The organism is Enterococcus sp. SB12, assembly GCF_030910025.2.
GTDB lineage: Bacteria > Bacillota > Bacilli > Lactobacillales > Enterococcaceae > Enterococcus_B > Enterococcus_B faecium.
This window is the reverse complement of record NZ_CP175675.1, coordinates 2,403,108-2,424,676: the sequence shown is the minus strand read 5'-3', so window position 1 is coordinate 2,424,676 and position 21,569 is coordinate 2,403,108. Positions and strand designations below refer to the sequence as shown.

At 39.3% G+C, this 21,569-nt stretch carries 20 protein-coding genes and 1 other annotated feature (1 of these 21 only partly in view); of the genes, 18 read left to right on the top strand and 2 right to left on the bottom strand.

All coding sequences use genetic code 11. From position 1 onward, the window contains the following. Positions 1–29: a binding site (T-box leader), on the top strand (it extends 212 nt beyond the left edge of the window). An 85-nt stretch (positions 30–114) separates the two neighbouring features. The 8 genes from epsC to RBL01_RS12045 all read left to right on the top strand — a co-directional run bounded on the left by epsC (position 115) and on the right by RBL01_RS12045 (position 5,393). After that, the gene (epsC, locus tag RBL01_RS12080; RefSeq protein ID WP_002287446.1) at positions 115–651 is read left to right on the top strand and encodes a serine O-acetyltransferase EpsC; all 537 of its coding nucleotides are present in this window, start codon (positions 115–117) and stop codon (positions 649–651) included. Further along, positions 648–2,060, top strand: a complete 1,413-nt coding sequence (gene cysS / locus RBL01_RS12075) for a cysteine--tRNA ligase (protein WP_002318841.1) — start codon at positions 648–650, stop codon at positions 2,058–2,060. Before epsC ends, cysS begins: the two co-directional genes overlap by 4 nt. Then, positions 2,057–2,452 (top strand): Mini-ribonuclease 3, encoded by a 396-nt coding sequence (locus tag RBL01_RS12070; protein WP_002293091.1) that lies wholly within the window; start codon positions 2,057–2,059, stop codon positions 2,450–2,452. The genes cysS and RBL01_RS12070 overlap by 4 nt, the downstream gene beginning before the upstream one ends. Next, positions 2,445–3,305, top strand: coding sequence for a 23S rRNA (guanosine(2251)-2'-O)-methyltransferase RlmB (gene rlmB, locus RBL01_RS12065; RefSeq protein WP_002318842.1), 861 nt, complete (start codon positions 2,445–2,447; stop codon positions 3,303–3,305). Before RBL01_RS12070 ends, rlmB begins: the two co-directional genes overlap by 8 nt. 3 nt (positions 3,306–3,308) lie before the next feature. After that, positions 3,309–3,839 (top strand): NYN domain-containing protein, encoded by a 531-nt coding sequence (locus RBL01_RS12060; RefSeq protein ID WP_002318843.1) that lies wholly within the window; start codon positions 3,309–3,311, stop codon positions 3,837–3,839. 76 nt (positions 3,840–3,915) lie between these two features. Beyond that, positions 3,916–4,494, top strand: a complete 579-nt coding sequence (locus RBL01_RS12055; protein WP_002287436.1) for a sigma-70 family RNA polymerase sigma factor — start codon at positions 3,916–3,918, stop codon at positions 4,492–4,494. A 114-nt stretch (positions 4,495–4,608) separates the two neighbouring features. Next, on the top strand, positions 4,609–4,854 hold the full coding sequence (locus RBL01_RS12050) for a Veg family protein (protein ID WP_002287434.1): 246 nt from the start codon (positions 4,609–4,611) through the stop codon (positions 4,852–4,854). A 92-nt stretch (positions 4,855–4,946) separates the two neighbouring features. Next, positions 4,947–5,393 carry a GNAT family N-acetyltransferase gene (locus RBL01_RS12045; protein ID WP_002297374.1) on the top strand — a complete coding sequence of 149 codons (447 nt, stop codon included), beginning with the start codon at positions 4,947–4,949 and terminating at the stop codon, positions 5,391–5,393. A 57-nt stretch (positions 5,394–5,450) separates the two neighbouring features. Here the strand turns inward: RBL01_RS12045 and mscL are convergent, their stop codons facing one another. Then, positions 5,451–5,912, bottom strand: a complete 462-nt coding sequence (gene mscL, locus RBL01_RS12040; RefSeq protein ID WP_002287431.1) for a large conductance mechanosensitive channel protein MscL — start codon at positions 5,910–5,912, stop codon at positions 5,451–5,453. A 251-nt stretch (positions 5,913–6,163) separates the two neighbouring features. On the opposite strand from mscL, the gene yfmF reads away from it, so the two are divergent. The 7 genes from yfmF (at position 6,164) to rny (ending at position 15,766) form a co-directional block, all read left to right on the top strand. Beyond that, positions 6,164–7,432: an EF-P 5-aminopentanol modification-associated protein YfmF gene (yfmF, locus tag RBL01_RS12035; RefSeq protein WP_038809669.1), complete on the top strand. Its 1,269-nt coding sequence runs from the start codon at positions 6,164–6,166 to the stop codon at positions 7,430–7,432. Continuing rightward, complete coding sequence (gene yfmH, locus RBL01_RS12030) at positions 7,425–8,711, top strand: EF-P 5-aminopentanol modification-associated protein YfmH (protein WP_002318844.1); 1,287 nt, start codon at positions 7,425–7,427, stop codon at positions 8,709–8,711. Before yfmF ends, yfmH begins: the two co-directional genes overlap by 8 nt. Before the next feature lie 738 nt (positions 8,712–9,449). Further along, positions 9,450–10,373: a RodZ domain-containing protein gene (locus RBL01_RS12025; RefSeq protein WP_080129768.1), complete on the top strand. Its 924-nt coding sequence runs from the start codon at positions 9,450–9,452 to the stop codon at positions 10,371–10,373. Positions 10,374–10,581: 208 nt separating this feature from the next. Then, positions 10,582–11,160, top strand: a complete 579-nt coding sequence (gene pgsA, locus RBL01_RS12020; RefSeq protein WP_002298210.1) for a CDP-diacylglycerol--glycerol-3-phosphate 3-phosphatidyltransferase — start codon at positions 10,582–10,584, stop codon at positions 11,158–11,160. Between the two features lie 239 nt (positions 11,161–11,399). Then, on the top strand, positions 11,400–12,641 hold the full coding sequence (locus RBL01_RS12015) for a competence/damage-inducible protein A (protein WP_002318846.1): 1,242 nt from the start codon (positions 11,400–11,402) through the stop codon (positions 12,639–12,641). 108 nt (positions 12,642–12,749) lie between these two features. Further along, a complete protein-coding gene (recA, locus tag RBL01_RS12010) occupies positions 12,750–13,799 on the top strand; it encodes a recombinase RecA (RefSeq protein ID WP_002318847.1) in 1,050 nt (349 codons plus the stop codon). A gap of 410 nt (positions 13,800–14,209) precedes the next feature. Continuing rightward, positions 14,210–15,766, top strand: coding sequence for a ribonuclease Y (gene rny / locus RBL01_RS12005; protein ID WP_002287336.1), 1,557 nt, complete (start codon positions 14,210–14,212; stop codon positions 15,764–15,766). 78 nt (positions 15,767–15,844) lie between these two features. On the opposite strand, the gene proC is transcribed toward rny, so the two are convergent. After that, positions 15,845–16,651: a pyrroline-5-carboxylate reductase gene (proC, locus tag RBL01_RS12000; protein ID WP_002318848.1), complete on the bottom strand. Its 807-nt coding sequence runs from the start codon at positions 16,649–16,651 to the stop codon at positions 15,845–15,847. Between the two features lie 139 nt (positions 16,652–16,790). Between proC and mprF the strand changes: the two genes are divergently transcribed. From mprF to RBL01_RS11985, 3 genes are all read left to right on the top strand, one after another. Continuing rightward, a complete protein-coding gene (mprF, locus tag RBL01_RS11995; RefSeq protein WP_002318849.1) occupies positions 16,791–19,364 on the top strand; it encodes a bifunctional lysylphosphatidylglycerol flippase/synthetase MprF in 2,574 nt (857 codons plus the stop codon). 153 nt (positions 19,365–19,517) lie between these two features. After that, positions 19,518–20,369, top strand: a complete 852-nt coding sequence (gene ispE, locus RBL01_RS11990) for a 4-(cytidine 5'-diphospho)-2-C-methyl-D-erythritol kinase (protein ID WP_307780913.1) — start codon at positions 19,518–19,520, stop codon at positions 20,367–20,369. Between the two features lie 244 nt (positions 20,370–20,613). Next, a complete protein-coding gene (locus RBL01_RS11985; RefSeq protein ID WP_002287342.1) occupies positions 20,614–21,552 on the top strand; it encodes a metal ABC transporter substrate-binding protein in 939 nt (312 codons plus the stop codon). Positions 21,553–21,569: the final 17 nt, after the last annotated feature.

Below are 21,569 nucleotides of genomic sequence, written 5' to 3'. Positions count from 1 at the left end.
AGTGGAACCACGCGGAAAGCGTCTTTTGATAAGGAAACTTATTTAAAAGGCGCTTCTTTTCTTTATAAGAAGATGATTTCCTACATAAAATTCTTACGAAAGGAGTGGAAAGTCATGAGTTGGTTTACCCGAGCGATTGATGCAGCAAAGAGAAACGATCCGGCTGCACGTTCGACAGCTGAGATCGTTTTGACATACCCTGGTTTTCATGCCCTGTTTTGGCATCGTTTCTCTCATTTTTTATATCAGCACCGGCTCTTTTTATTGGCGAAGATCAATGCTCAATTCTGGCGTTTCCTAACTGGTGTTGAGATCCATCCAGGAGCAACGATTGGCACTGGCGTGTTCATCGACCATGGAATGGGAATCGTCATTGGCGAAACCGCAGAAATCGAGGACGATGTGATTTTATTCCATGGCGTAACATTAGGCGGTACAGGAAAAGAAACGGGTAAAAGACATCCAACTGTTAAACAAGGAGCCATGCTCTCTGCGAATGCGCAGATATTAGGACCGGTAACGATCGGAAAAAACGCCAAAATCGGTGCAGGTGCCGTTGTGTTGAAAGATGTTCCAGACGACGCTACAGCGGTAGGAGTACCAGCAAAAGTCGTTCGAATCAAAGGAGAAAAAGTGAGGAGATCAGAATGATAAAAATCTACAATACATTGACCAGAAAAAAAGAAGAATTCATCCCTATACAAAAGGGACGTGTCGGTATGTATGTCTGCGGACCGACTGTGTATAATTATATCCATATCGGAAATGCTCGTAGCACCATTGCTTTCGATACAATTCGACGCTATTTTGAATATCGAGGCTATAAAGTCGATTTCGTATCGAATTTCACGGATGTAGACGATAAAATCATCCGTACAGCAAACGAATTAGGTATTACAGCACCAGAAGTTGCTGATCGTTTCATCCGAGCATTTGAAGAAGATACGAAAGCGTTGAATGTCGAGCCTGCTACACTGCATCCAAGAGTCATGGATCATATGCCAGATATTTTAGCATTTATTCAAGTGTTGGTTGAAAAAGGCTATGCTTATGAATCTTCAGGTGATGTGTATTACCGTACCCGTAAATTTGAAAATTATGGGAAATTAAGTGACCAATCCATCGATGAACTGGAAGTCGGAGCAAGTCAGCGTACAGGGGAAGAACAGCAGCAAAAAGAAGACCCATTAGATTTCGCTTTATGGAAACAAGCAAAACCTGGCGAGATTTCTTGGGATTCACCATGGGGCAAAGGACGTCCCGGTTGGCACATTGAATGTTCCGTTATGGCAACAAAACATTTAGGAGAAACGATCGATATCCATGGTGGCGGGCAAGATTTAGAATTTCCTCATCATGAAAATGAAATCGCACAAAGTGAAGCGAAAACAGGGAAAAAATTCGCTAATTACTGGATGCACAATGGTTATGTAACGATTGGCGAAGACGATGAAAAAATGAGTAAATCTCTAGGGAATTTCATCACTGTACATGAAATGATCAAAAACGTTGATCCACAAGTCTTGCGTTTCTTCATGGCGACCACACAATACCGTCGTCCGATCCGCTACAGTGAAACGACGATGAAAGAAGCAGCCACCAATTTACAACGACTGAAGAATACGTTTGACAATTTGAAATTCCGCCAAGAAACTGCCTCAGAGAATTTGGCAGATGATGCGGATAAAATCGCTTTGTTAGAAAATTTAGAACAGCGATTCATCGAAGAAATGGACGATGATTTTAATGCAGCAAATGGGATCACAGTGGTCTATGAGCTTGCTAAGTGGCTGAACACTTATCTAGACCAGCCGAAAGTTTCTGCCGCTGTCTTGGCACAAGGAGAAGCTTTATTCTCGCAATGGCTTTCGATCTTCGGTATTTTATTTACAGCAGAAGAGTTATTAGATGAAGAGATTGAACAATTGATCGAAGAACGAAATCAAGCAAGAAGCAATCGTGATTTTGCCCGAAGCGACGAAATTCGTGATTTGTTGAAAGAAAAAGGGATCTTATTAGAAGATACGCCGCAAGGAACCCGATGGAGAAGAGAAGCATGAGAGATTACACACAATTGAACGGTTTAGCCTTGGCTTATGTTGGAGATGCGATTTACGAAATCTATGTTCGTGACCACCTGATTGATCAAGGAGAAACAAAACCCAATAAGCTGCATCGTGCGGCAACGAATTATGTTTCTGCGAATGCACAAGCCTTTTTGATTCAGCAAATGCTGGAAGAACATCTTTTGACAGAAGAAGAAGAACTTTATTATCGCAGAGGAAGAAATGCTAAAAGCCATACGAGCGCAAAAAATGCTGATGTTACGACGTATCGGGTCGCAACAGGGTTCGAAGCGCTCATGGGCTATCTGCATTTGACAAAACAAACCGAGCGGATGGAAGAATTGATCCGCTGGTGTATTCAGAAAGTTGGTGAAAAAAATGGGTAAAGAAAGAACAAACAAACATCAATCGAAACGTGGATTTGAAGACAAAAAACAAAATAGATATCCAAATAAAAAGCAAACTGGACGAAATCAGTCAGTTTCTGATCAAAATGAAGAAGCATTAGAAGATAATTTCGTCTTTGGACACCATGCCGCAGTAGAAGCGCTACAACAAGGGCGAGGGAATAAACTCTTTCTTCAAGAAGATTCACGAGGAGAAAAAGTAGAAGAACTGAAAGAAATCGCACGTGAACAAGCTGTGCCAGTCAAATGGGTTCCTAAACAAAAATTAGAAACTTTGAGCGATCACGGCGTGCATCAAGGAGTCGTTCTTGCGATTACACCTTATGAATATTTATCCCTTGACCAACTGATTGAACGAACAAAAGAGAAAAAAGAAGACCCCTTCTTTTTGATTTTGGATAGCATCGAAGATCCACACAATTTTGGGTCGATTTTACGGACAGCAGACGCAAGTGGCGTCGATGGTGTGATCATACCAAAACACCGAGCAGTTGGAATCACACCTATCGTAACAAAGACTTCCACTGGGGCAGTCGAACATGTCCCCGTTGCACGCGTGACGAATTTGGTACAAGCTGTGCAACAGCTCAAAGAAACAGGATTTTGGGTATTTGGCACAGATATGACCGGCACAAACTTCCAAAAATGGAATGCCAAAGGATCAATTGCTTTAGTCATTGGTAATGAAGGCAAAGGAATGAGTCCAGGATTGAAAAAAGAAATGGATGAATTGCTGACGATCCCGATGACCGGGCACGTCCAGAGCTTAAATGCCAGTGTTGCTGCTGGTTTGCTTATGTATCAGGCTTTTTCCCAACGTCAGGGGGAGTAGACCATGAAAAAACAGCTGTTGATTGTAGACGGCTACAACATGATTGGTTCGTGGCCGGAACTTGTCCAGCTTAAAAAGCAGGACAAAATGGCGGATGCAAGAGAAGCTCTTTTACATCGTTTATCAAATTATGCGAAATATGAAGGACTAGAAGTCATCGTTGTCTTCGATGCCCAATTAGTTCCGGGCATCCAACAAAATTATAAGAAATACCAGTTGGATGTTGTTTTTACGAAAGAAGACGAAACGGCTGACAGTTATATCGAGAGAATCGCTGGTCAGCTGAATGACCGTTTGACACAAGTGACAGTGGCGACAAGCGATTTAGCAGAACAGTGGATGATCTTTTCCCAAGGAGCATTACGAACTTCTGCTTATGAATTATATAAGACGATAAAAAAAACGGAAAAAACAATAGCCCAAGAAAATAAAGATATGCATTTTATTGATTTCCGACGTAATTCTCCATGGAATGAAGAGCAGTTAAAAAAATTGTCCCAAAAATTGGACGATTTAATGAGAAAAAATAAATAACATATCGTTCTAATCAGTTCGATGAATCATTGATGATAAGATTCCTCCATAAACGAATTTATGGAGGAATTATTTTATGTCTGAGGAGTTATTGCGCGCTGCACGTAATGGTGACGAAGAAGCATTTGCTGCCCTGTATCAAAAATATTTTCCACTTTTACTACGTTTGAAAAACACCTATTATTTAAGAAATTATGTTTCTGAGGATTGGGAACAAGAAGCAAGGATCGCTTTATATCAGGCATTGAGAACTTACGAAAAAAGCAAAGGTGTTAGCTTTGGAAGTTATTATAAAAGCATTATAAGCAATCAAATCTATTCTCTATTGAGGAAGCAGAACGCGCTGAAGCGTCGTGATCAAAAAGATGAAGTCTCAATCGACCAAAAAATAGAGACAGAAGGACCAGACTTTTTAGCAGAGATCACATTGCAAGAACCTTTAGCGATTCAGCATCTTTTATTAAAAGAAGCAATCGAAAATTGCGAAATCCAGTTTTCAAAAATAGAAGCTAAAATTTTTCATTATTATATGCAAGGCGTTGATTTTGTAGACATGGCTGAATGTTTAGCAATGGATCACAAGCAAGTAATGAGCGCTTACGGGAGAGTAAAACTCAAAATAAAAAAACACTTGAAATTTTATAATGAGGAATAATTTATAAAAATCTTAATGAGCTTCTTATTTATTTTTATTGCATTTCTTTTTTTTTTATGGTAAACTTGAAAATTTTAAAAATATGTGGTATAGTTGATAGTAGAGGTGAACTGTATGCCAACAACTTTAGCTTCAATCAAGAAAGATTTAGAAGGTCGTATCGGCAGCCCAATCATGTTGGTTGCTCAGACAGGAAGAAAGCGTCAAACAGAACGCCGCGGCGTTTTAACAGAAACCTATCCTTCAGTATTCGTTGTTGATTTGGATCCTGAAGAAAATTCTTTTGAACGAGTATCTTACAGCTATTCAGATGTACTTACTCGGACAGTTGAGATCGAATTTTTAACTGAAGCAGTTTAAAAAGCAAACGAGCCTGAGATTCGTAAGGTTCGTTTGCTTTTTTGTGTGCGAATCGGTATGCTAAGAATAAAAAAGCAGGGGGCGTTTGCTTAGTGGAATATCAGGTAAAGAAATTTGAAGAATTGTCAACAGCAGAGTTTTACGCGATCGTCAAAGAACGAATCGCAGTTTTTGTTGTGGAACAACAGTGTCCTTATCAAGAAGTTGATGACATTGATGGACAAGCTTGGCATACGTTTTTTCAAGATACTGATGGGAAGATCCTTGCCTACACGCGAGTATATGAAGAAGCGGAGAGTATCCATTTTGGACGTGTCCTTGTTCATCAGGACAACCGTAAAGATGGTTTAGGAAGAAAGATTGTTCAAGAAACGATTAACATGATCCAGAAAAATTTTCCAGAAAAACCAATCGTGATCGGCGCACAAGAATACCTACAAGCTTTTTATGAGTCGTTTGGATTCAAGGCAATCTCAGATGTGTATTTGGAAGATGATATTCCACATATCGACATGAAAAAGGAACAAGTAGCAAGTTAAGAATCTAAAAAAAGAAAGCCGATACTGAAAATCGGCTTTCTTTTTTTAGATTATTTATTATTTAGAAGTATCGGAAAGATTTGTTTGCTCTACTGGATGTGTATTGTCTTCTGCCACTTGTTTGGCAAGAAGATCGCGTATGTCACTAAGATAATCTTCTGCAGTAGGAGTTTCTTCCACTTCCACTTGCTCTTCTTTGGAGCGTAAATTCTTCGCACGGTTTGCCGCTTTGACAACTAAGAATAAGACAAAACCAGTGATCAGAAATGTAATGATAGCACTAATAACGTTACCAAACGCAAATGTGACGCCTTTTGTCGGCGACCAGTCAAGAATTGAAAGTGCTCCTTCTAAATCAGAAGTACCTGTGATCATTGCGACAAACCAACCTATTAGTGGTGTGATCAAGCCTTGCACCACTTGGTTTACGATGCTTGTAAACGCACTACCAATAACAACGCCGACAGCAAGATCCAAGACATCTCCACGCATGATGAACTCTTTGAATTCTTTGATCATGAATGACCCTCCCTTCTTTTATTTGTCTTTAGTATATCGAAAAATAAAAAATAAAAAAACAATATACGCTTTTAGCCGTCTGTTTCTTTTGATAAAAAACATCTATGCTATACTATAAAGTGTAACATCATTTAGAAAAAACGGCGAATTGCCTGAACTTATAAATTTCAAGCAGAGGAATAAGTAAAAAAGGCAGGTTGACCCATTAAAAGAGTAAGCGGGCAATCATCTGTGAAAAGGAGCATATAAATATGGTGTATCAATTGGCAGAAGGCGTGAATCTTCATTTCTTACCAACAAAACAATACAAAACGATCCGGATTTTTATCCGTTTTACTGCGCGTCTGCAACAAGAAGTCATCACGAAACGTTCACTTCTCAGCAGCATGTTGGAAACAAATAGTTTGAATTATCCGGATCAGACAAAGTTAAGTGCGCAACTTGCAGAGCTTTATGGCGCAAGCTTTGGATTATCAGTTAGAAAAAAAGGAAATTTACATTGGCTAAACGCAGGGATCAGTTTTGTGAATGGTGAATATGTCAATGATCCAAACCTTTTTTCTCAAGCGGTAGATTTTTTAAAAGAGGTTTTATTTTATCCAAATATTAAAAATCATCAGTTTGATCAGTTGACGTTTGACTTGGAAAAGAACAATCTGCGTCTATATTTGGAAAGTTTGAAGGAAGATAAACAAACTTTTGCTTCCTATGCCTTGCAAGAACTTTATTTTGAAAACAGCCCGGAACAAAAGATCCCAGGGTTGGGCGTAGTCGAAGATCTGGACAAGATCACTGCTAGTTCGCTAGCGTCCTACTATCAAGAAATGATGGCAAATGATCAAATCGACATTTTTGTTGTCGGCGATGTTGATCCGGACAAAGCAGCTGAAGCAGTTGGGCAATTACCATTTGAGTCGCGGGAAACAGTTTATCCCGATCTGTTTTATACCCAGCCTCAAGTGAATATCGTGAAGGAACGACAAGTACGTGAGCCAATCGTTCAAGCAAAGCTGAACCTAGCTTATCAGACAAATGTGTATTACGATGAACCAGAACGTTTTGCGCTAATGGTCTTTAACGGTTTATTTGGCGGTTTTCCTCACTCTAAACTTTTCATGAATGTCAGAGAGAAAGAAAGTCTAGCTTATTATGCCTCTAGTAGCGTGGATACGTTCCGAGGGTTCATGAGTGTCCAAACCGGTATCGATGAAAAGAACCGAAATCAAGTACTTCATCTGATTCACGAGCAATTAGAAAGTTTGCGAAATGGTGAAATAACAGAGTTGGAACTGTCTCAGACAAAAGCAATGCTGAGAAACCAATATCTGCTTTCTCTAGACTCTCCTCAAGCAGCAATCGAAGCTTCTTTTTTGGACAGCTGGCTGCCAGAAACAAAATTATCTGATGAAGAATGGTTGAAACGCATGGAAAGCGTGACAATCAAAGAGATACAACAAGTGGCTGAGCAAATCGAATTGCAGGCAATCTTCTTTTTAGCAGGAGGAAATGCAAATGAATAAAACAGAATATGAGCAAATCAATGAAACACTTTATCATGAAGTACTGCCAAACGGTTTGACCGTGTATTTGTTGCCTAAAAATGACTATCACAAGACATATGGTTTGTTCAGTACGAATTATGGTTCGATCGATAACGAATTTATTCCCTATGGTGAAAAAGAAAAGGTGAAAGTTCCAGATGGAATTGCCCATTTTTTAGAACATAAGTTGTTTGAAAAAGAAGATGGTGATGTCTTTCAATTATTTGGGAAACAAGGAGCTTCCGCCAATGCTTTCACAAGTTTTACGAAAACCAGCTATCTGTTTTCTACGACGGATCAGGTAGAAAAGAATCTGACGACTCTGATCGATTTTGTACAAGCACCTTACTTCACAGAAGAAACTGTAAACAAGGAAAAAGGAATCATCGGTCAGGAAATCCAAATGTATGAAGACGACCCTAACTGGCGGATATTTTTTGGCATACTAAATAACTTGTATCCTACACACCCATTGCATATCGATATTGCGGGCACGGTTGAAAGTATCGACAAAATCACAGCTCAAGACTTGTATACGTGCCATCGGACGTTTTATCAGCCAAGCAATATGGTTTTATTTGTAGTTGGTAAGATGGAGCCTGAGAAATTGATGAAACTTATTCGGGAAAACCAAGAAGCAAAAAATTTCCCTCCAAAGCAAGAAATTGTACGTTATTTCCCTGAAAACACAAAAGAAATCATCAAACAAAGTGCATTGGAAGCAGCCATTACACGAGATAAATTTGTACTTGGTATTAAAGGATTAGACACATTGCCGCAAGAAGGAACAGAACTGTTACGCTATAAAACAGCAATCAATCTGTTGTTCCAAATGATTTTAGGCAATACTTCTCGAAACTATCTAGCGATGTACAATCAAGGAATTATCGATGACAGCTTTGGTTTTGAATTCAGCTTGGATCGTGAATTTCACTTTGCGGACTTCAGCGGAGATACGGACGAACCAGAGAAAGCAGCAGAAAAAGTCAAAGAAATCATTCTTGGATTCGCTGATGATCCGGAAGTGTCAGAAACAAATCTCGATTTGCTGAAGAAGAAAATGCTTGGACAATATTTCCAATCATTAAATTCGATCGAATATATTGCCAATCAATTTACGCAAAGTTTATTTGGCGATCGAACTTTATTTGATCTTCCTGAAATCATCGATTCGATCCAAATGAAAGACGTACTGGCAGCTGGGGAAGCATTTATAAGTGAAGAGGCCTTCAGCGAGTTTTACATGAGACCAAAATAAACCAGTATTTTATGAGGAAAAGTCTTAAATTTCGTTTTAGACTTGTAGTAGGAACCTCCTCCAAAATCAGCTTTTATGGTATTCTTAGTTGTGTTGGAAAAATTAGTGAGAAAATAAAACAAATCATGCTCTCTTTTAATCAACTTATATTAAAATAAAATCAAACGAAGTAATCAAAGAGGTTGTGACAGAAGTGGTCAGCTTCAAGAAATAAGAAGGAATTTACGAAAATTGCTTCTCAAATTTTTGTGATATTTCGGCTTATTGCCGAAGAAGCTACTTCTGGAACACCGTGTACCAAGAGGTTGTGAAAAAGCTGCCCTGCATCAAGTAATAAGAACAGCCAAGTAAAAACAGCTTCTTAATGTTTTTAACTTGGTTGGACTTATTACCGCAGATGCAAGCTTTTGAACACCGTTTAAGGAAGAGGTTGTAAAATCAGCGTTTTGACCTGAGTATTAGAGAAACATACGGAAAAATATCTCCTTATATTTTTCCGGTTTTTGAGCTAATACCGAGGAACAGCTGATTGAATACCGTTTAAGAAAGAGGTCGTGAGCCTGCCGTTTAACTCCGAGTCACAAGGAACAATTTCAAAAAACAGCTTCTTATATTTATTGGATATTGTGACTTGTGACCGAGGAGTTGGCAGGAGAACAATGTTTATTCGGAAAAAAGGAGCTGTGACATGACTTTTGTCACAGCACCCAAACATAACGTCTTTCGTTGCAACAGCAGATGCTTCGGAGAATCAAACAGACTGGAGAAGATGAACGAGTGGCTTTTGAAACCATCGGAGAAAAATTACGGCAAGCACGCCTGAATAAAAAAATATCTTTAGATGAATTACAGCAGATTACAAAAATTCAAAAACGTTATTTGGAAGCAATCGACAATGATGATTTTGACCAATTGCCTGGTAAATTTTACGTGCGGGCATTTATTCGGCAATACGCTGAAGCTGTAGGAGAAGATGGAGACCATTTAGTCGATGTTTTTGATGGGAAAAGCAAATTGACAGGATCGGTCCCTGAACGTCCGCAGCCTGAAAAAGTAAGTACTTCTAGAAAAGCAATGCATCAGGAAGAATCGCATCCAAGTCGCTTTTGGACAAGTCTTCCTGTCATTTTATTAGGATTGGTTGCTTTGGCGATTGTCGTTGTCGTGGGCTATATGACTTGGCAAGATCGTCAAGCTGATCCAATAATCGGAGACACAGCTTCTTCGCTTAAAGTAGAAGGATCAGTCGAGGAGTCCTCTTCCTCAGAGCAAAGCACGCAGACCAAAGAGTCTTCTACAGTAGAATCAACAACAAAATCAAGTGAAGAAAAGAAAATGGCAATAGCTACAGGAGAAGATTCTGGCAGTGCCATCGCAGTAAATATCACAGACGCTACCAAGCCTGTAACCCTTGAATTTACTGCTGTCAATCGTGTATGGTTAGGTGTGCTAGTAGACAATGCCTATGTTTATCAAGGGACACTGGCAGCAAATGAAACACAGAGTACCGTGTTACCGGAAACAGCAACAAATGCGACCATCACGATTGGTGCAGCAAGCAATGCAACGATCAAAGCGAATGGAGAATCCGTACCAGTTAATCCAGGGGAAAACAATCAGAGTCCAAAAAATGTGAACCTTACTCTTCAATACGCAGAGTGATCGTATAAATTAGTTTACGCATCTGTTTACTTGCAGGTATAAAAAAGAAGGATCGTGACAAATCTGTGTCGCGATCCTTCTTCGTTAATTCAAAAAGATCAATTTCAATAAAAATACTCCTTTGAATAAATTCATTTGGAAAAGTAAATAATATCGGTGGAAACTTCGCTGATAGTCACGTAGAATAGGGAAGAAAGGAGTCGATAGTGTGAATTTACCAAATAAATTAACTGTACTTAGAATTTGTATGATCCCGATTTTCATTTTGGTTGTAGGTTTACCTTTAGATTGGGGACAACTTAACGTAGGAGACACCACACTGGCTGTCACACAGCTAGTAGGTGCAGTTATTTTTGCTTTAGCTAGTATCACAGACTGGTTAGATGGAAAAATTGCCCGTGCGCGAGGCCTTGTCACTAATTTTGGCAAGTTTGCGGACCCGTTGGCAGATAAAATGCTAGTTATGACTGCTTTTATCATGTTGGTTGACCAAGGAAAGGCCCCTGGTTGGGTAGTAGCGATCATTGTCTGTCGTGAATTAGCCGTCACAGGCTTGCGTTTACTACTTGTCGAACATGGAGAAGTCATGGCTGCAGCTTGGCCGGGAAAAGTCAAGACGGCTACACAAATGGTTGCTATTATCTTGCTGTTTATCAATAATATCCCATTCAGCCTGATCGGTATTCCAGTAGATCAAATCATGCTTTATGCTTGTCTGATCTTTACTATCTATTCAGGTGTGGATTACTTCATCAAAAACAGCGGTGTGTTCAAAGGATCAATGTAAGTATCGTTTAGTGGAGAGGTTGTGAGCCTGCCGTCTAACTCTGAGTCACAAGGGATAATTTCAAAAAACAGCTTTTCATGTTTTATGTATATTGTGACTTATGACCGAGGTTTTGGCAGGAGAACACTGTTTATTTAGAACAAGGAGCTGTGACAAGATTTTTGTCACAGCTCCTTGCCCTCTTTTTAAATAAAAAAATATAAAAATACAGCGTATACTATATAAGGGAGCGGGAAGTAATGAAAGCAGAAATAATAGCTGTCGGAACAGAACTTTTACTAGGACAAGTCGTGAATACGAATGCCACTTTCTTGTCAGAACAGCTAGCTGATCTAGGTATCGAAGTTTATTATCAAACAGTTGTAGGAGATAATCAGCAGCGTTTAGAAGAGTTGATTGCTCTAGCTGAAACAAGAAGTGAACTCATACTCTTATGTGGCGGATTAGGACCGACAGAAGATGACCTGACAAAAGAAGCAACTGCGGCTCACCTCGGTAAGTCTCTCATACAAAATACGGAAGGATACAAAAAATTATTGGCATATTTTGAAACAACCCATCGAAAAATGACCAAAAACAATCTGCAACAGTCCCAGATTATCGAAGGCGGGGTTCCTCTACCAAATCGTACAGGGCTTGCTTTAGGGACTTTTTATCAAACAGATACACATGCGTATATCCTTCTTCCCGGTCCGCCTAATGAGTTGAAACCAATGTTTGTGGAACAAGTACGTCCTTTACTAGAGGAACGTTTTCCTTCTGAAGAAAAACTAATTTCTAAAGTTTTGCGCTTTTATGGGATTGGTGAATCGCGACTGGTCACTGAGCTAAAAGATCTGATTGAGACACAGATCAATCCAACGATCGCACCATATGCCAAACCAAATGAAGTGACATTACGACTGACAGTGAAAACAAATGATGTTCAGGCAGGGAATCAAGCTCTTTTAGCATTAGAAGAAAAAATCCAAGAACGAGTAGGGGAATATTTTTATGGATACGGCGATAATAATTCGCTAGCAAAAGTCGTAGTGGAACTACTGAAAGAAAACAAGCAGACTGTAACAGCAGCGGAAAGTTTGACAGCCGGTGCCTTCCAAGCCGCATTGGGCGATATTGCTGGTGTATCTGAAGTATTTCCAGGTGGATTCGTTACCTACTCGCTCCAAACAAAAGCTGGTTTTCTGGAGATTGATCCGGAGCTATTAGCAGAATATGGAACAGTCAGCAAAGAATGTGTGGAGCAGATGGCCATTCAAGCACGTGAGATAGCAAGAACAGATTACAGTGTAGCTTTCACCGGAGTGGCTGGACCGGACACGTTAGAAGGTCAATCTGCAGGAACAGTATGGATCGCTATTTCATCTAAAGACGGCGTAGTTTCAGAAAAATATCACTTTGCCAGAGACCGTGCTGCTATCAGATATAATGCGGTTATGCAAGGATTTGATCTTTTGAGAAAACAGCTTTTAAGAAAATGATAAATGCGAATATTTGTTCGGTTTTTTCTTGCTTTTTTTCACTAAAAAAGATATGATAAGGATAATGAAATGTTGCTCTGATTTGTAAATATAAGGAGGATTATCGTATTGGCAGATGATCGTAAAGCAGCCTTAGATGCTGCACTGAAAAAAATTGAAAAGAGCTATGGTAAAGGCTCTATTATGAAATTGGGCGAAAAAATCGACCAGCAAATCTCTACAATTCCAAGTGGCTCTCTTGCGTTAGATGTCGCTTTAGGTGTCGGCGGTTATCCCCGTGGACGTATTATCGAAGTATACGGACCTGAAAGTTCAGGTAAAACAACAGTGGCGCTACATGCTATTGCAGAAGTACAAAAAAATGGCGGAACTGCCGCTTTCATCGATGCTGAGCATGCGTTAGATCCGCAATATGCACAAAAATTAGGTGTGAATATCGATGAACTACTTCTTTCACAGCCTGATACAGGAGAACAAGGTCTGGAGATCGCTGATGCTTTAGTATCAAGTGGAGCTGTAGACATCGTAGTAGTCGATTCAGTTGCCGCTTTAGTTCCACGAGCAGAAATCGACGGCGAAATGGGCGACTCACATGTCGGGTTACAAGCACGTTTGATGTCTCAAGCATTGCGTAAACTCTCTGGTTCGATTAACAAAACAAAAACAATCGCTATTTTCATCAACCAAATCCGTGAAAAAGTAGGCGTGATGTTTGGGAATCCAGAAATCACGCCTGGAGGACGCGCATTGAAATTTTACGCAACGATCCGTTTAGAAGTACGCCGTGCAGAACAATTGAAACAAGGAACAGATATTGTTGGTAACCGTACAAAGATCAAAGTCGTGAAAAACAAAGTAGCACCTCCTTTCAAAATCGCTGAAGTAGATGTCATGTATGGCTTAGGTATCTCACAAGAAGGAGAACTTCTAGACATGGCAGTAGAAAAAGACATCGTTGATAAAAGTGGTGCTTGGTATTCTTATAAAGAAGATCGGATTGGCCAAGGACGGGAAAACGCTAAAATCTATATGGCTAATCATCCTGAAATGATGGCAGAAGTTTCTGCTCTAGTTAGAGCAGCTTATGGTATTGGCGAAGAAGCCGCTGTCCCAGAAGATGAAAAAGGACAAGAAGAATTGCCTTTAGTAGAAGAATAAAAATCATGATAAACAAAAACGGCTGGTCTGAAGAGTAGGTACTCTCCTTGACCTGCCGTTTTTTTATTGAATAAAGAAATCGTGAGTTATTTAATTATGCGAGTGGGTACATAAAATAAAAATATCTGTTCATCTACAAAGAATAATTTAATAGAAAAGTTTCTCAACTTAAAGGTTTACCTATATGAAACTAGTGTCATTTATTTTAAAAACCATCGTTTAATGAATAAATAGAAAGCCGTTTCTTTGTTTATTTAAAGTTGACACTACGGGGTACAAACATTAGAATAAAGTTGTGCATGTTTTTTGTACACATATATGCGAAGATGCATATTGACAAGTTTAGAATAATTTATCATAGAAGCTGTATAGATGATAAAAATGAAAAAGATAGTATGGAGGTGGATTTTATGGTATTCAACATTCTCCTCGCTATCATCGGTTTAATTGTCGGTCTTGGTTTAGGGTTTATGGTCGCAAAGTCACGTCACGAGAAAGAAATAGCTGGTGCACAATCATCAGCTGCTGGAATCATCGATAGTGCAAAAAAAGAAGCAGAAACTCTAAAAAAAGAAGCATTGTTAGAAGCTAAGGAAGAAAATCAGAAATACCGTTCTGAAGTTGAAAGTGAGCTGAGAGAAAGTAAGTTAGAATTAAAATCTCAAGAGAATCGTTTGATTCAACGCGAACAAACGCTGAATCGTAAAGATGACTCGTTAGAAAAACGCGAGAACTCACTTGAAAGTAAAGAAGAAGCACTTAGTTCAAAACAGCAATTAATTGAAGAGCGAGAAAAAGACGTTGAAAAAATGATTGAAGATCAACAAAAAGAACTAGAAAAAATTGCTGGTTTATCAAAAGAGGACGCACGAGATGTCATCATGAAATCGACTGAAGAAGAGCTGAATCATGAGTTAACTCTAATGGTAAAAGAATCTGAACAGCGTGCCAAAGAAGAAGCAGATCGCAAAGCGAAAAACTTATTATCATTAGCGATCCAACGCTGCGCAGCAGATCAAGTTTCAGAAACGACTGTTTCAGTCGTTACCCTTCCGAATGATGAAATGAAAGGTCGTATCATTGGACGAGAAGGTCGTAATATTCGAACGCTTGAGACGCTGACTGGTATCGATTTAATCATCGATGATACACCGGAAGCAGTTGTTCTTTCCGGATTCGATCCAATCCGAAGAGAAATCGCACGGATGACCTTGGAAAAACTGATACAAGATGGACGAATCCATCCAGCGCGTATCGAAGAAATGGTCGAGAAATCTCGTAAAGAAATGGATGAACGTATTCGCGAATACGGGGAAGAGGCAGCGTTTGAAGTCGGTGCTCATACACTTCATCCAGATCTAATCAAGATCATCGGACGTCTGCGATTCAGAACTAGTTATGGACAAAACGTCTTGAAGCATTCGGTCGAGGTTGCAAAATTAGCTGGTATCTTAGCAGCAGAGCTTGGCGAAGATATCCAATTAGCAAAACGTGCCGGGTTGCTCCATGATATTGGGAAAGCACTTGACCATGAGATTGAAGGATCTCACGTTGAGATCGGTGCGGAATTAGCTGCCAAGTACAAAGAAAACCCAGTAGTAATCAACGCGATCGCTTCTCATCATGGCGATGTGGAAGCTACTTCTGTTATCTCTGTCCTTGTAGCTGCAGCAGATGCGCTCTCAGCAGCAAGACCTGGTGCGCGAAGTGAATCATTAGAAAACTACATCCGTCGTTTAAGAAGTCTGGAAAATATTTCGAACAGCTTCGCCGGTGTAGAATCAAGTTACGCAGTTCAAGCTGGACGCGAAGTTCGGGTAATGGTCAAGCCAGAAGAAATCTCGGATTTAGACGCTGTTCGTTTAGTACGTGATATTCGTAAACGAATCGAAGAAGAACTGGATTATCCTGGACACATCAAAGTAATCGTTATTCGGGAAACTCGTGCAACTGATTATGCTAAATAATAAAAAATACAAAAGAAGAGCCGCGGCAAAAGCCACAGCTCTTCTTTTTTTGTAAGGCACGAAAAAACATTGCTATCATTATTTTTTATTCAACATCTCAAGATCTTTCTCGATCGTCGTATTGATTCCTTTGATGACGGCTGGGATGAATCCTGCTTCTTCTAAGGCAACTACACCTGCAACAGTTGTACCGCCAGGAGAAGAAACTTGGTCTACAAGTTCCCATGGATTTTTATCACTTGAAAGGAATTTTTGACAAGAACCCATAATTGCTTTTGCAGCAATCTCAGTTGCTGTCTGTTTGGACAAACCATTCAGTACACCAGTCCGTCCCATCGCATCGATCAGCATGTAAACGAATGCGGGTGAGCTGCCAGCAAGGCCAATGAATGTACTGAAATCTGATTCTGCTAAAGGATAGACGCTGCCGATTGCTTCAAAAATCATCGTAGCTTGCTGAAGCTGTTCCTCCGTGGCAGCTTCATTTTTGCAAATCGCAGAAACGCCTGCTCCTACGCTGACATTGACATTCGGCATCACACGTACGATGGAGGCCTGAGGATCTTCAAGCGCTGTTTCTAAATCTGTTAATGATTTTCCTGAAGCAATAGAAATGAATAAGACTTTCTGGCTATATTCTCTTAGTTCTTCCAATACTTTTTCAATGATTTTTGGTTTCACTGCTAAAAGAACGATATCTGATTGTGATGCAACTTCCTGATTACTTTTGCATGCATGGACGCCAGTTTCAGCAGCAAATTTTTGTGCATTTTCAAAATGACCACTGGAAACGAACACTTCTTCTTTCGAGACTGTTCCTGTTTTCAATAAACCATCAATAATAGCTTGTGCCATATTTCCTGTACCGATAAATCCTACTTTCATGTTATCCTCTCCTTTAGCATTAGGATATCTTTCTTTTTCTATGATCGCAAGCAAAGAACAGGTCTAAAGTGGAAAAATTAAAATAAATAAGATAACATTGGGGTATGACAAAAAGTATATAAGTTAGGAATGGGAAAATGTGAAAAATAAACGATACTTGATGCTGCAATGGATAAAGGAACATAGTCTGATTTTAAAACTGATTTTTTTCGGCTCCGTGTTAGTCTTTGTGGCAAATCAAGTCGCAAATATTGCTAATGGCATGAGTTGGCAAGATATTTGGCAAAGGATGGGACAACAAAGCCACATGACGATCCTGCTCATGATTCTGGCTGGACTGCTGGGTGTCACTCCGATGTTGTTGTATGATTGGGTGACGATCAGAGTCTTAGAAAAACAAGGAAAACCAAAAATGGAAAGAAAAGAGTTTCTTCTTGCTGCGTGGGTAACAAACACGATCAACAATCTCGCCGGTTTTGGTGGTGTGGTAGGAGCAAGTCTTCGGGCTAGTTTTTATGGAAAGCAGACAAATAGAAAAATGGTTTTAGCCACTGTATCAAAAGTCGCACTATTTATGCTGACTGGTTTGTCTGTATGGTCGTTTCTTACATTTATTGATGTCTTTTTTATTCAGTCAGAAAGTATTTTTCGAAGCTATTGGATCTGGCTTTTCGGCGGTAGTTTTTTAGCACCAGTCATTTTCTTTTTTGCTTATCTAAAGAGAAAGACATTGTTCTTCGAGTTTTATCCAAAAGGCTTGCTTGGTCTGCTACTGGCATCCTTTGGACAATGGACGGGAGCACTTGCGGTATTTTTGATCATCGGCAAGTTGATGAGAATAGATATTTCGATGCTTTCGATCTATCCTATGTTCATGATTGCTACATTGATAGGAATGCTGACGATGGTCCCAGGTGGAATGGGGACTTTTGACGTTTTGATGATCTTAGGAATGAGTCAATTGTCTGTTCGGCAAGATGTAGCAGTAGTTTGGCTATTATATTATCGGTTGTTTTATTATGTTCTACCTTTTATGACGGGACTTCTATTGTTCATCACACATACAGGAGTCAAAATCAATCGATTTTTAGATAACATTCCGCGACTGTTTTTCCAAAAGGTTGCGCATATCGTGCTCGTAAGTGCTGTCTATTTTGCGGGAATCATGATGGTACTTCTATCAACAATCACTAATCTGTCTGCAATCAGTCGACTATTTCAAGTATTATTGCCGTTCTCATTCAATTTTTTAGATCAGACAGTGAATCTATTGGTTGGCTTTTTATTACTCGGCCTTGCTCGAGCACTTTCAGTAAAAGTCAAAAAGGCATTTCTGCCTACGATTGCTTTACTATCTTTTGGTATTTTAAATACAATCACACGTACGTTATCTTGGCAGTTGATATTGGTATATGTCTTGATTCTGTTAGCTGTGTGGTTATCCAGAAAAGAATTTTATCGAACAAAATTCGTTTATTCTTGGGGAGCTATAATCTTTGATGCTAGCTTGTTCGGCTTTTTGTTTATCGTTTACGCAATCGCAGGCTATCACAGCGGACGCTTTTTAGTCGGTCGAATAACAGGAAATCATTTTATTTTGTTTCCTTCAGATGATGTGTGGTTCTCAGGGCTTATTGGTTTGGGCATCTCATTGCTAGCTTTAGTGGCGCTTTATCAATATTTAGCTGAAGATACTACGAAGCTTGGCAGTGAGTACGAAAAAGACCGTTTTGACCGTTTATTGGAAACATACGGAGGCACAGCTACAAGCCATCAGCTTCGCTTGTCAGGTTACAGTTATTTTTATTACCAAGAAGATGACCAAGATCAAGTCGTTTTTGGTTATCAGATCAAAGGAAACAAATGCTTTGTTTTAGGAGATCCAGTTGGCAATCCTAAAATGATGCGGGCAGCAACGAATCAGTTTATGAAACAAGCAGATTGTTTAGGCTATCAGCTTGCGTTTTATAAGATATCAGAAAGCTACGTAGTGATGCTTCATGAATTGGGTTTTCACTTCACGAAAGTAGGTGAAGCAGGGATTGTTGATCTAGCAACAGAAGACTTGTCTCGGCTGAGTCAGCAACTTGAATATCAACGTTTGATGAAAGAAGGATACCATTTTACTTGGTACGATCAACTGCCAGAAGAATTACATCAAGCTGTAAATGAAGTTTCACAAAAATGGCTTCAAGGTGCACGAGAAAAATACTTCTCTGTGGGACGATTTGATAAATCATATGTATTATCTAGCGGTGTCGGTATTGTCCGTAAAGATCAAAAAGTCGTTGGCTTCATCACCGCTCAGCCGATGACGAAGAAGCAGGCGGGATATGATTTGTTGCGGGTCTTACCTAAAGAATCTGAGGAATTAGCTGACTATCTGTTAGCCAATCTGTTTATTGTATACGAGAAAATGGGCTACTCGGAAGCCAATCTAGGCTTAGCTCCATTAGCTAATGTTGGAGAAACAGATTTTTCTTTCTTTCAAGAAAAAGTCATGCATATCGTATATAATTATGGTAATTTTTTCTATTCCTTCCAGTCTGCTTATGAAAAGAAATTAAAATATGTCGATCATTGGGAAGGACGTTACTTTGCTTATAGGAAAGGAAGTAATTTCGGATTTGCTACCATGCAGCTACTCAGTCTGATAGGAAAAGAAAAAGGAAATATTCCGAGTTTGGCAGAAGAAGTGCTCACAGAATTATAAGAATCACTAGAACTTGTTTGGATTATGAAGAGAAAATTCTGTGAAAGCTGTTGAAACGATGACAAAATCAACCACTAGGCAGACATAAGCTATACTTTTATTTTTCCCTATGATAGAATACTTGCGACTTAGACTTTTCGAATGGGTGAGAGGATGGAATTGATTGAAAAAGCGCCAGCCAAGATAAATTTAGGACTGGATGTATTATATAGACGGCAAGATGGGTATCATGAGTTGGAAATGGTGATGTCGAGCGTAGACTTGGCAGATCATCTATTTTTTGAAGAAATAACAGAAGACAAAATCATTGTAGAAACAAATAAAGCATTTTTACCGGTAGATGAACGGAACAATGTTTATCAAGCTGCTTTATTGCTAAAAAATAAATACAATATCAAAACCGGTGTCAAGATCTTTGTTAAGAAGAATATTCCAGTAGCAGCTGGATTAGGCGGAGGAAGTACAGACTGTGCAGCTGCTCTAAGAGGGATCAACCAATTATGGAATCTGGGCTGTTCGTTAGAAGAACTGGCAGAAATCGGTTTGGAAGTCGGTACAGATGTTCCTTACTGTGTCTACGGAAGTACGGCATTTGTCGGTGGCAAAGGGGAAGAAATCCAAGTATTACCTTCTATGCCACAGTGCTGGGTTGTGTTGGTCAAACCAAGAATGAGTGTCTCTACACGTACAGTGTTTAGAGAAGTAGATACGCAAGCCGTCCAACATCAAGACATCCAGGGACTTGCTGAAGCCATCCGAGAGCAAGATTATCAGCAGATGATCAAAAAAATGGGAAACAGTTTAGAAGATATAACGGGAAAGCGGCATCCAGTCATCCATCAAATCAAAGAGCGTATGATCGAGTACGGAGCAGATGCCGCATTGATGAGTGGAAGCGGACCAACCGTTTTTGCCTTGTGTCAACATTATTCAAGAGCGCAGAGAGTATATAATGGGTTAAAAGGTTTTTGTGAGGAAGTTTATTTAGTACGAACCCTGCAATAAAATATAAGAAGTAAAATAGGTGATGAAAAACTGAGGAATCCTAAAATGGTATTCTTCAGTTTTTTATTGTAGTGAAATGGCTAGATATGAGCAGCAACTCATCCATTTTACGATTTAATCAAGAATATACATGCTTAAATCAGAAATTGATGGATTTCTATTGACTGTGTTTTTTTATTTTGATACATTAGTTCACGTTAATAAATCGTAAAATTACGATTTGTTCATTGAAAGGAGCATATAAATGAAAAAATATCTTTTGACAGCTACGGTAATGATAGGTGCTTTACTGTTTGCAGCATGTGGAAATACGAACAAGGAAGCAGACAAAAAAGAGGATTTGACGATCGTTACGACTTTTTATCCGATGTATGATTTTACAAAAGAGATCGTAGGGGATGAAGGAAACGTGAAACTTTTGATCCCTGCTGGAACGGAGCCGCATGATTTCGAACCAAGTGCAAAAGAAAGAGCAGAAATTTCCGATGCAGATGTTTTCGTGTATAATAGTTCAGACATGGAATTTTTTGTGGATTCGTTAAAGGATTCAGTGGATAGCAAACAGACCTTGATGATCGAAGCAGCTAAAGGAATCGACCGTTTAGAATCGCAAGAAGCAGACGAACATGAAGAATCAGAAGAAGGGCATGGTCATTCACATGAATACGATCCACATGTTTGGCTCGATCCGGTATTAGCTATAAAAGAAGTCAGAACGATTGCTGAAGAATTAGGCGAAAAATATCCAGATAAAAAGGAAACTTTTACGAAGAATGCCGATGCTTATATCAAAAAGCTTGAAGCACTGGATCAAAAATACTCCGATGAGCTAAAAGATGCAACAAACCGCACATTTGTCACTCAGCATGCTGCTTTTGCTTATTTAGCGAATCAATACGACTTAAAACAAGTAGCGATTTCGGGCGTTTCACCAGATCAGGAACCCACACCAAGTCGCTTAGCTGAGCTAAAAGAATTTGTGAAGAAAAACAACATCAAAGTGATTTATTTTGAAGAAAATGCCTCTTCGAAGGTAGCTGAGACATTGTCGAATGAAACAGGAGTGAAGCTAGAAGTGTTGAATCCTTTAGAAAGCTTGACTAATGAACAAATCAAAGCAGGCGAAAATTATATTTCTGTCATGGAAAAAAATCTGAAAGCTTTAAAAGAAAGTATCAATTAAGTTTTAGAATGGAGGTT

Excerpts from the sequence above, each read along its gene's own strand:
- proC (WP_002318848.1), bottom strand. The coding sequence starts at position 16,651 with ATGAAAGTAGGATTTATCGGTACAGGAAATATGGCACAAGCTATTATT.
- cysS (WP_002318841.1), top strand. The coding sequence starts at position 648 with ATGATAAAAATCTACAATACATTGACCAGAAAAAAAGAAGAATTCATC.
- yfmH (WP_002318844.1), top strand. The coding sequence starts at position 7,425 with ATGAATAAAACAGAATATGAGCAAATCAATGAAACACTTTATCATGAA.
- RBL01_RS12060 (WP_002318843.1), top strand. The coding sequence starts at position 3,309 with ATGAAAAAACAGCTGTTGATTGTAGACGGCTACAACATGATTGGTTCG.
- RBL01_RS12055 (WP_002287436.1), top strand. The coding sequence starts at position 3,916 with ATGTCTGAGGAGTTATTGCGCGCTGCACGTAATGGTGACGAAGAAGCA.
- RBL01_RS12070 (WP_002293091.1), top strand. The coding sequence starts at position 2,057 with ATGAGAGATTACACACAATTGAACGGTTTAGCCTTGGCTTATGTTGGA.
- RBL01_RS12025 (WP_080129768.1), top strand. The coding sequence starts at position 9,450 with ATGCTTCGGAGAATCAAACAGACTGGAGAAGATGAACGAGTGGCTTTT.
- rlmB (WP_002318842.1), top strand. The coding sequence starts at position 2,445 with ATGGGTAAAGAAAGAACAAACAAACATCAATCGAAACGTGGATTTGAA.
- mscL (WP_002287431.1), bottom strand. The coding sequence starts at position 5,912 with ATGATCAAAGAATTCAAAGAGTTCATCATGCGTGGAGATGTCTTGGAT.
- ispE (WP_307780913.1), top strand. The coding sequence starts at position 19,518 with ATGGAATTGATTGAAAAAGCGCCAGCCAAGATAAATTTAGGACTGGAT.
- RBL01_RS12050 (WP_002287434.1), top strand. The coding sequence starts at position 4,609 with ATGCCAACAACTTTAGCTTCAATCAAGAAAGATTTAGAAGGTCGTATC.
- RBL01_RS11985 (WP_002287342.1), top strand. The coding sequence starts at position 20,614 with ATGAAAAAATATCTTTTGACAGCTACGGTAATGATAGGTGCTTTACTG.
- epsC (WP_002287446.1), top strand. The coding sequence starts at position 115 with ATGAGTTGGTTTACCCGAGCGATTGATGCAGCAAAGAGAAACGATCCG.
- rny (WP_002287336.1), top strand. The coding sequence starts at position 14,210 with ATGGTATTCAACATTCTCCTCGCTATCATCGGTTTAATTGTCGGTCTT.
- RBL01_RS12015 (WP_002318846.1), top strand. The coding sequence starts at position 11,400 with ATGAAAGCAGAAATAATAGCTGTCGGAACAGAACTTTTACTAGGACAA.
- yfmF (WP_038809669.1), top strand. The coding sequence starts at position 6,164 with ATGGTGTATCAATTGGCAGAAGGCGTGAATCTTCATTTCTTACCAACA.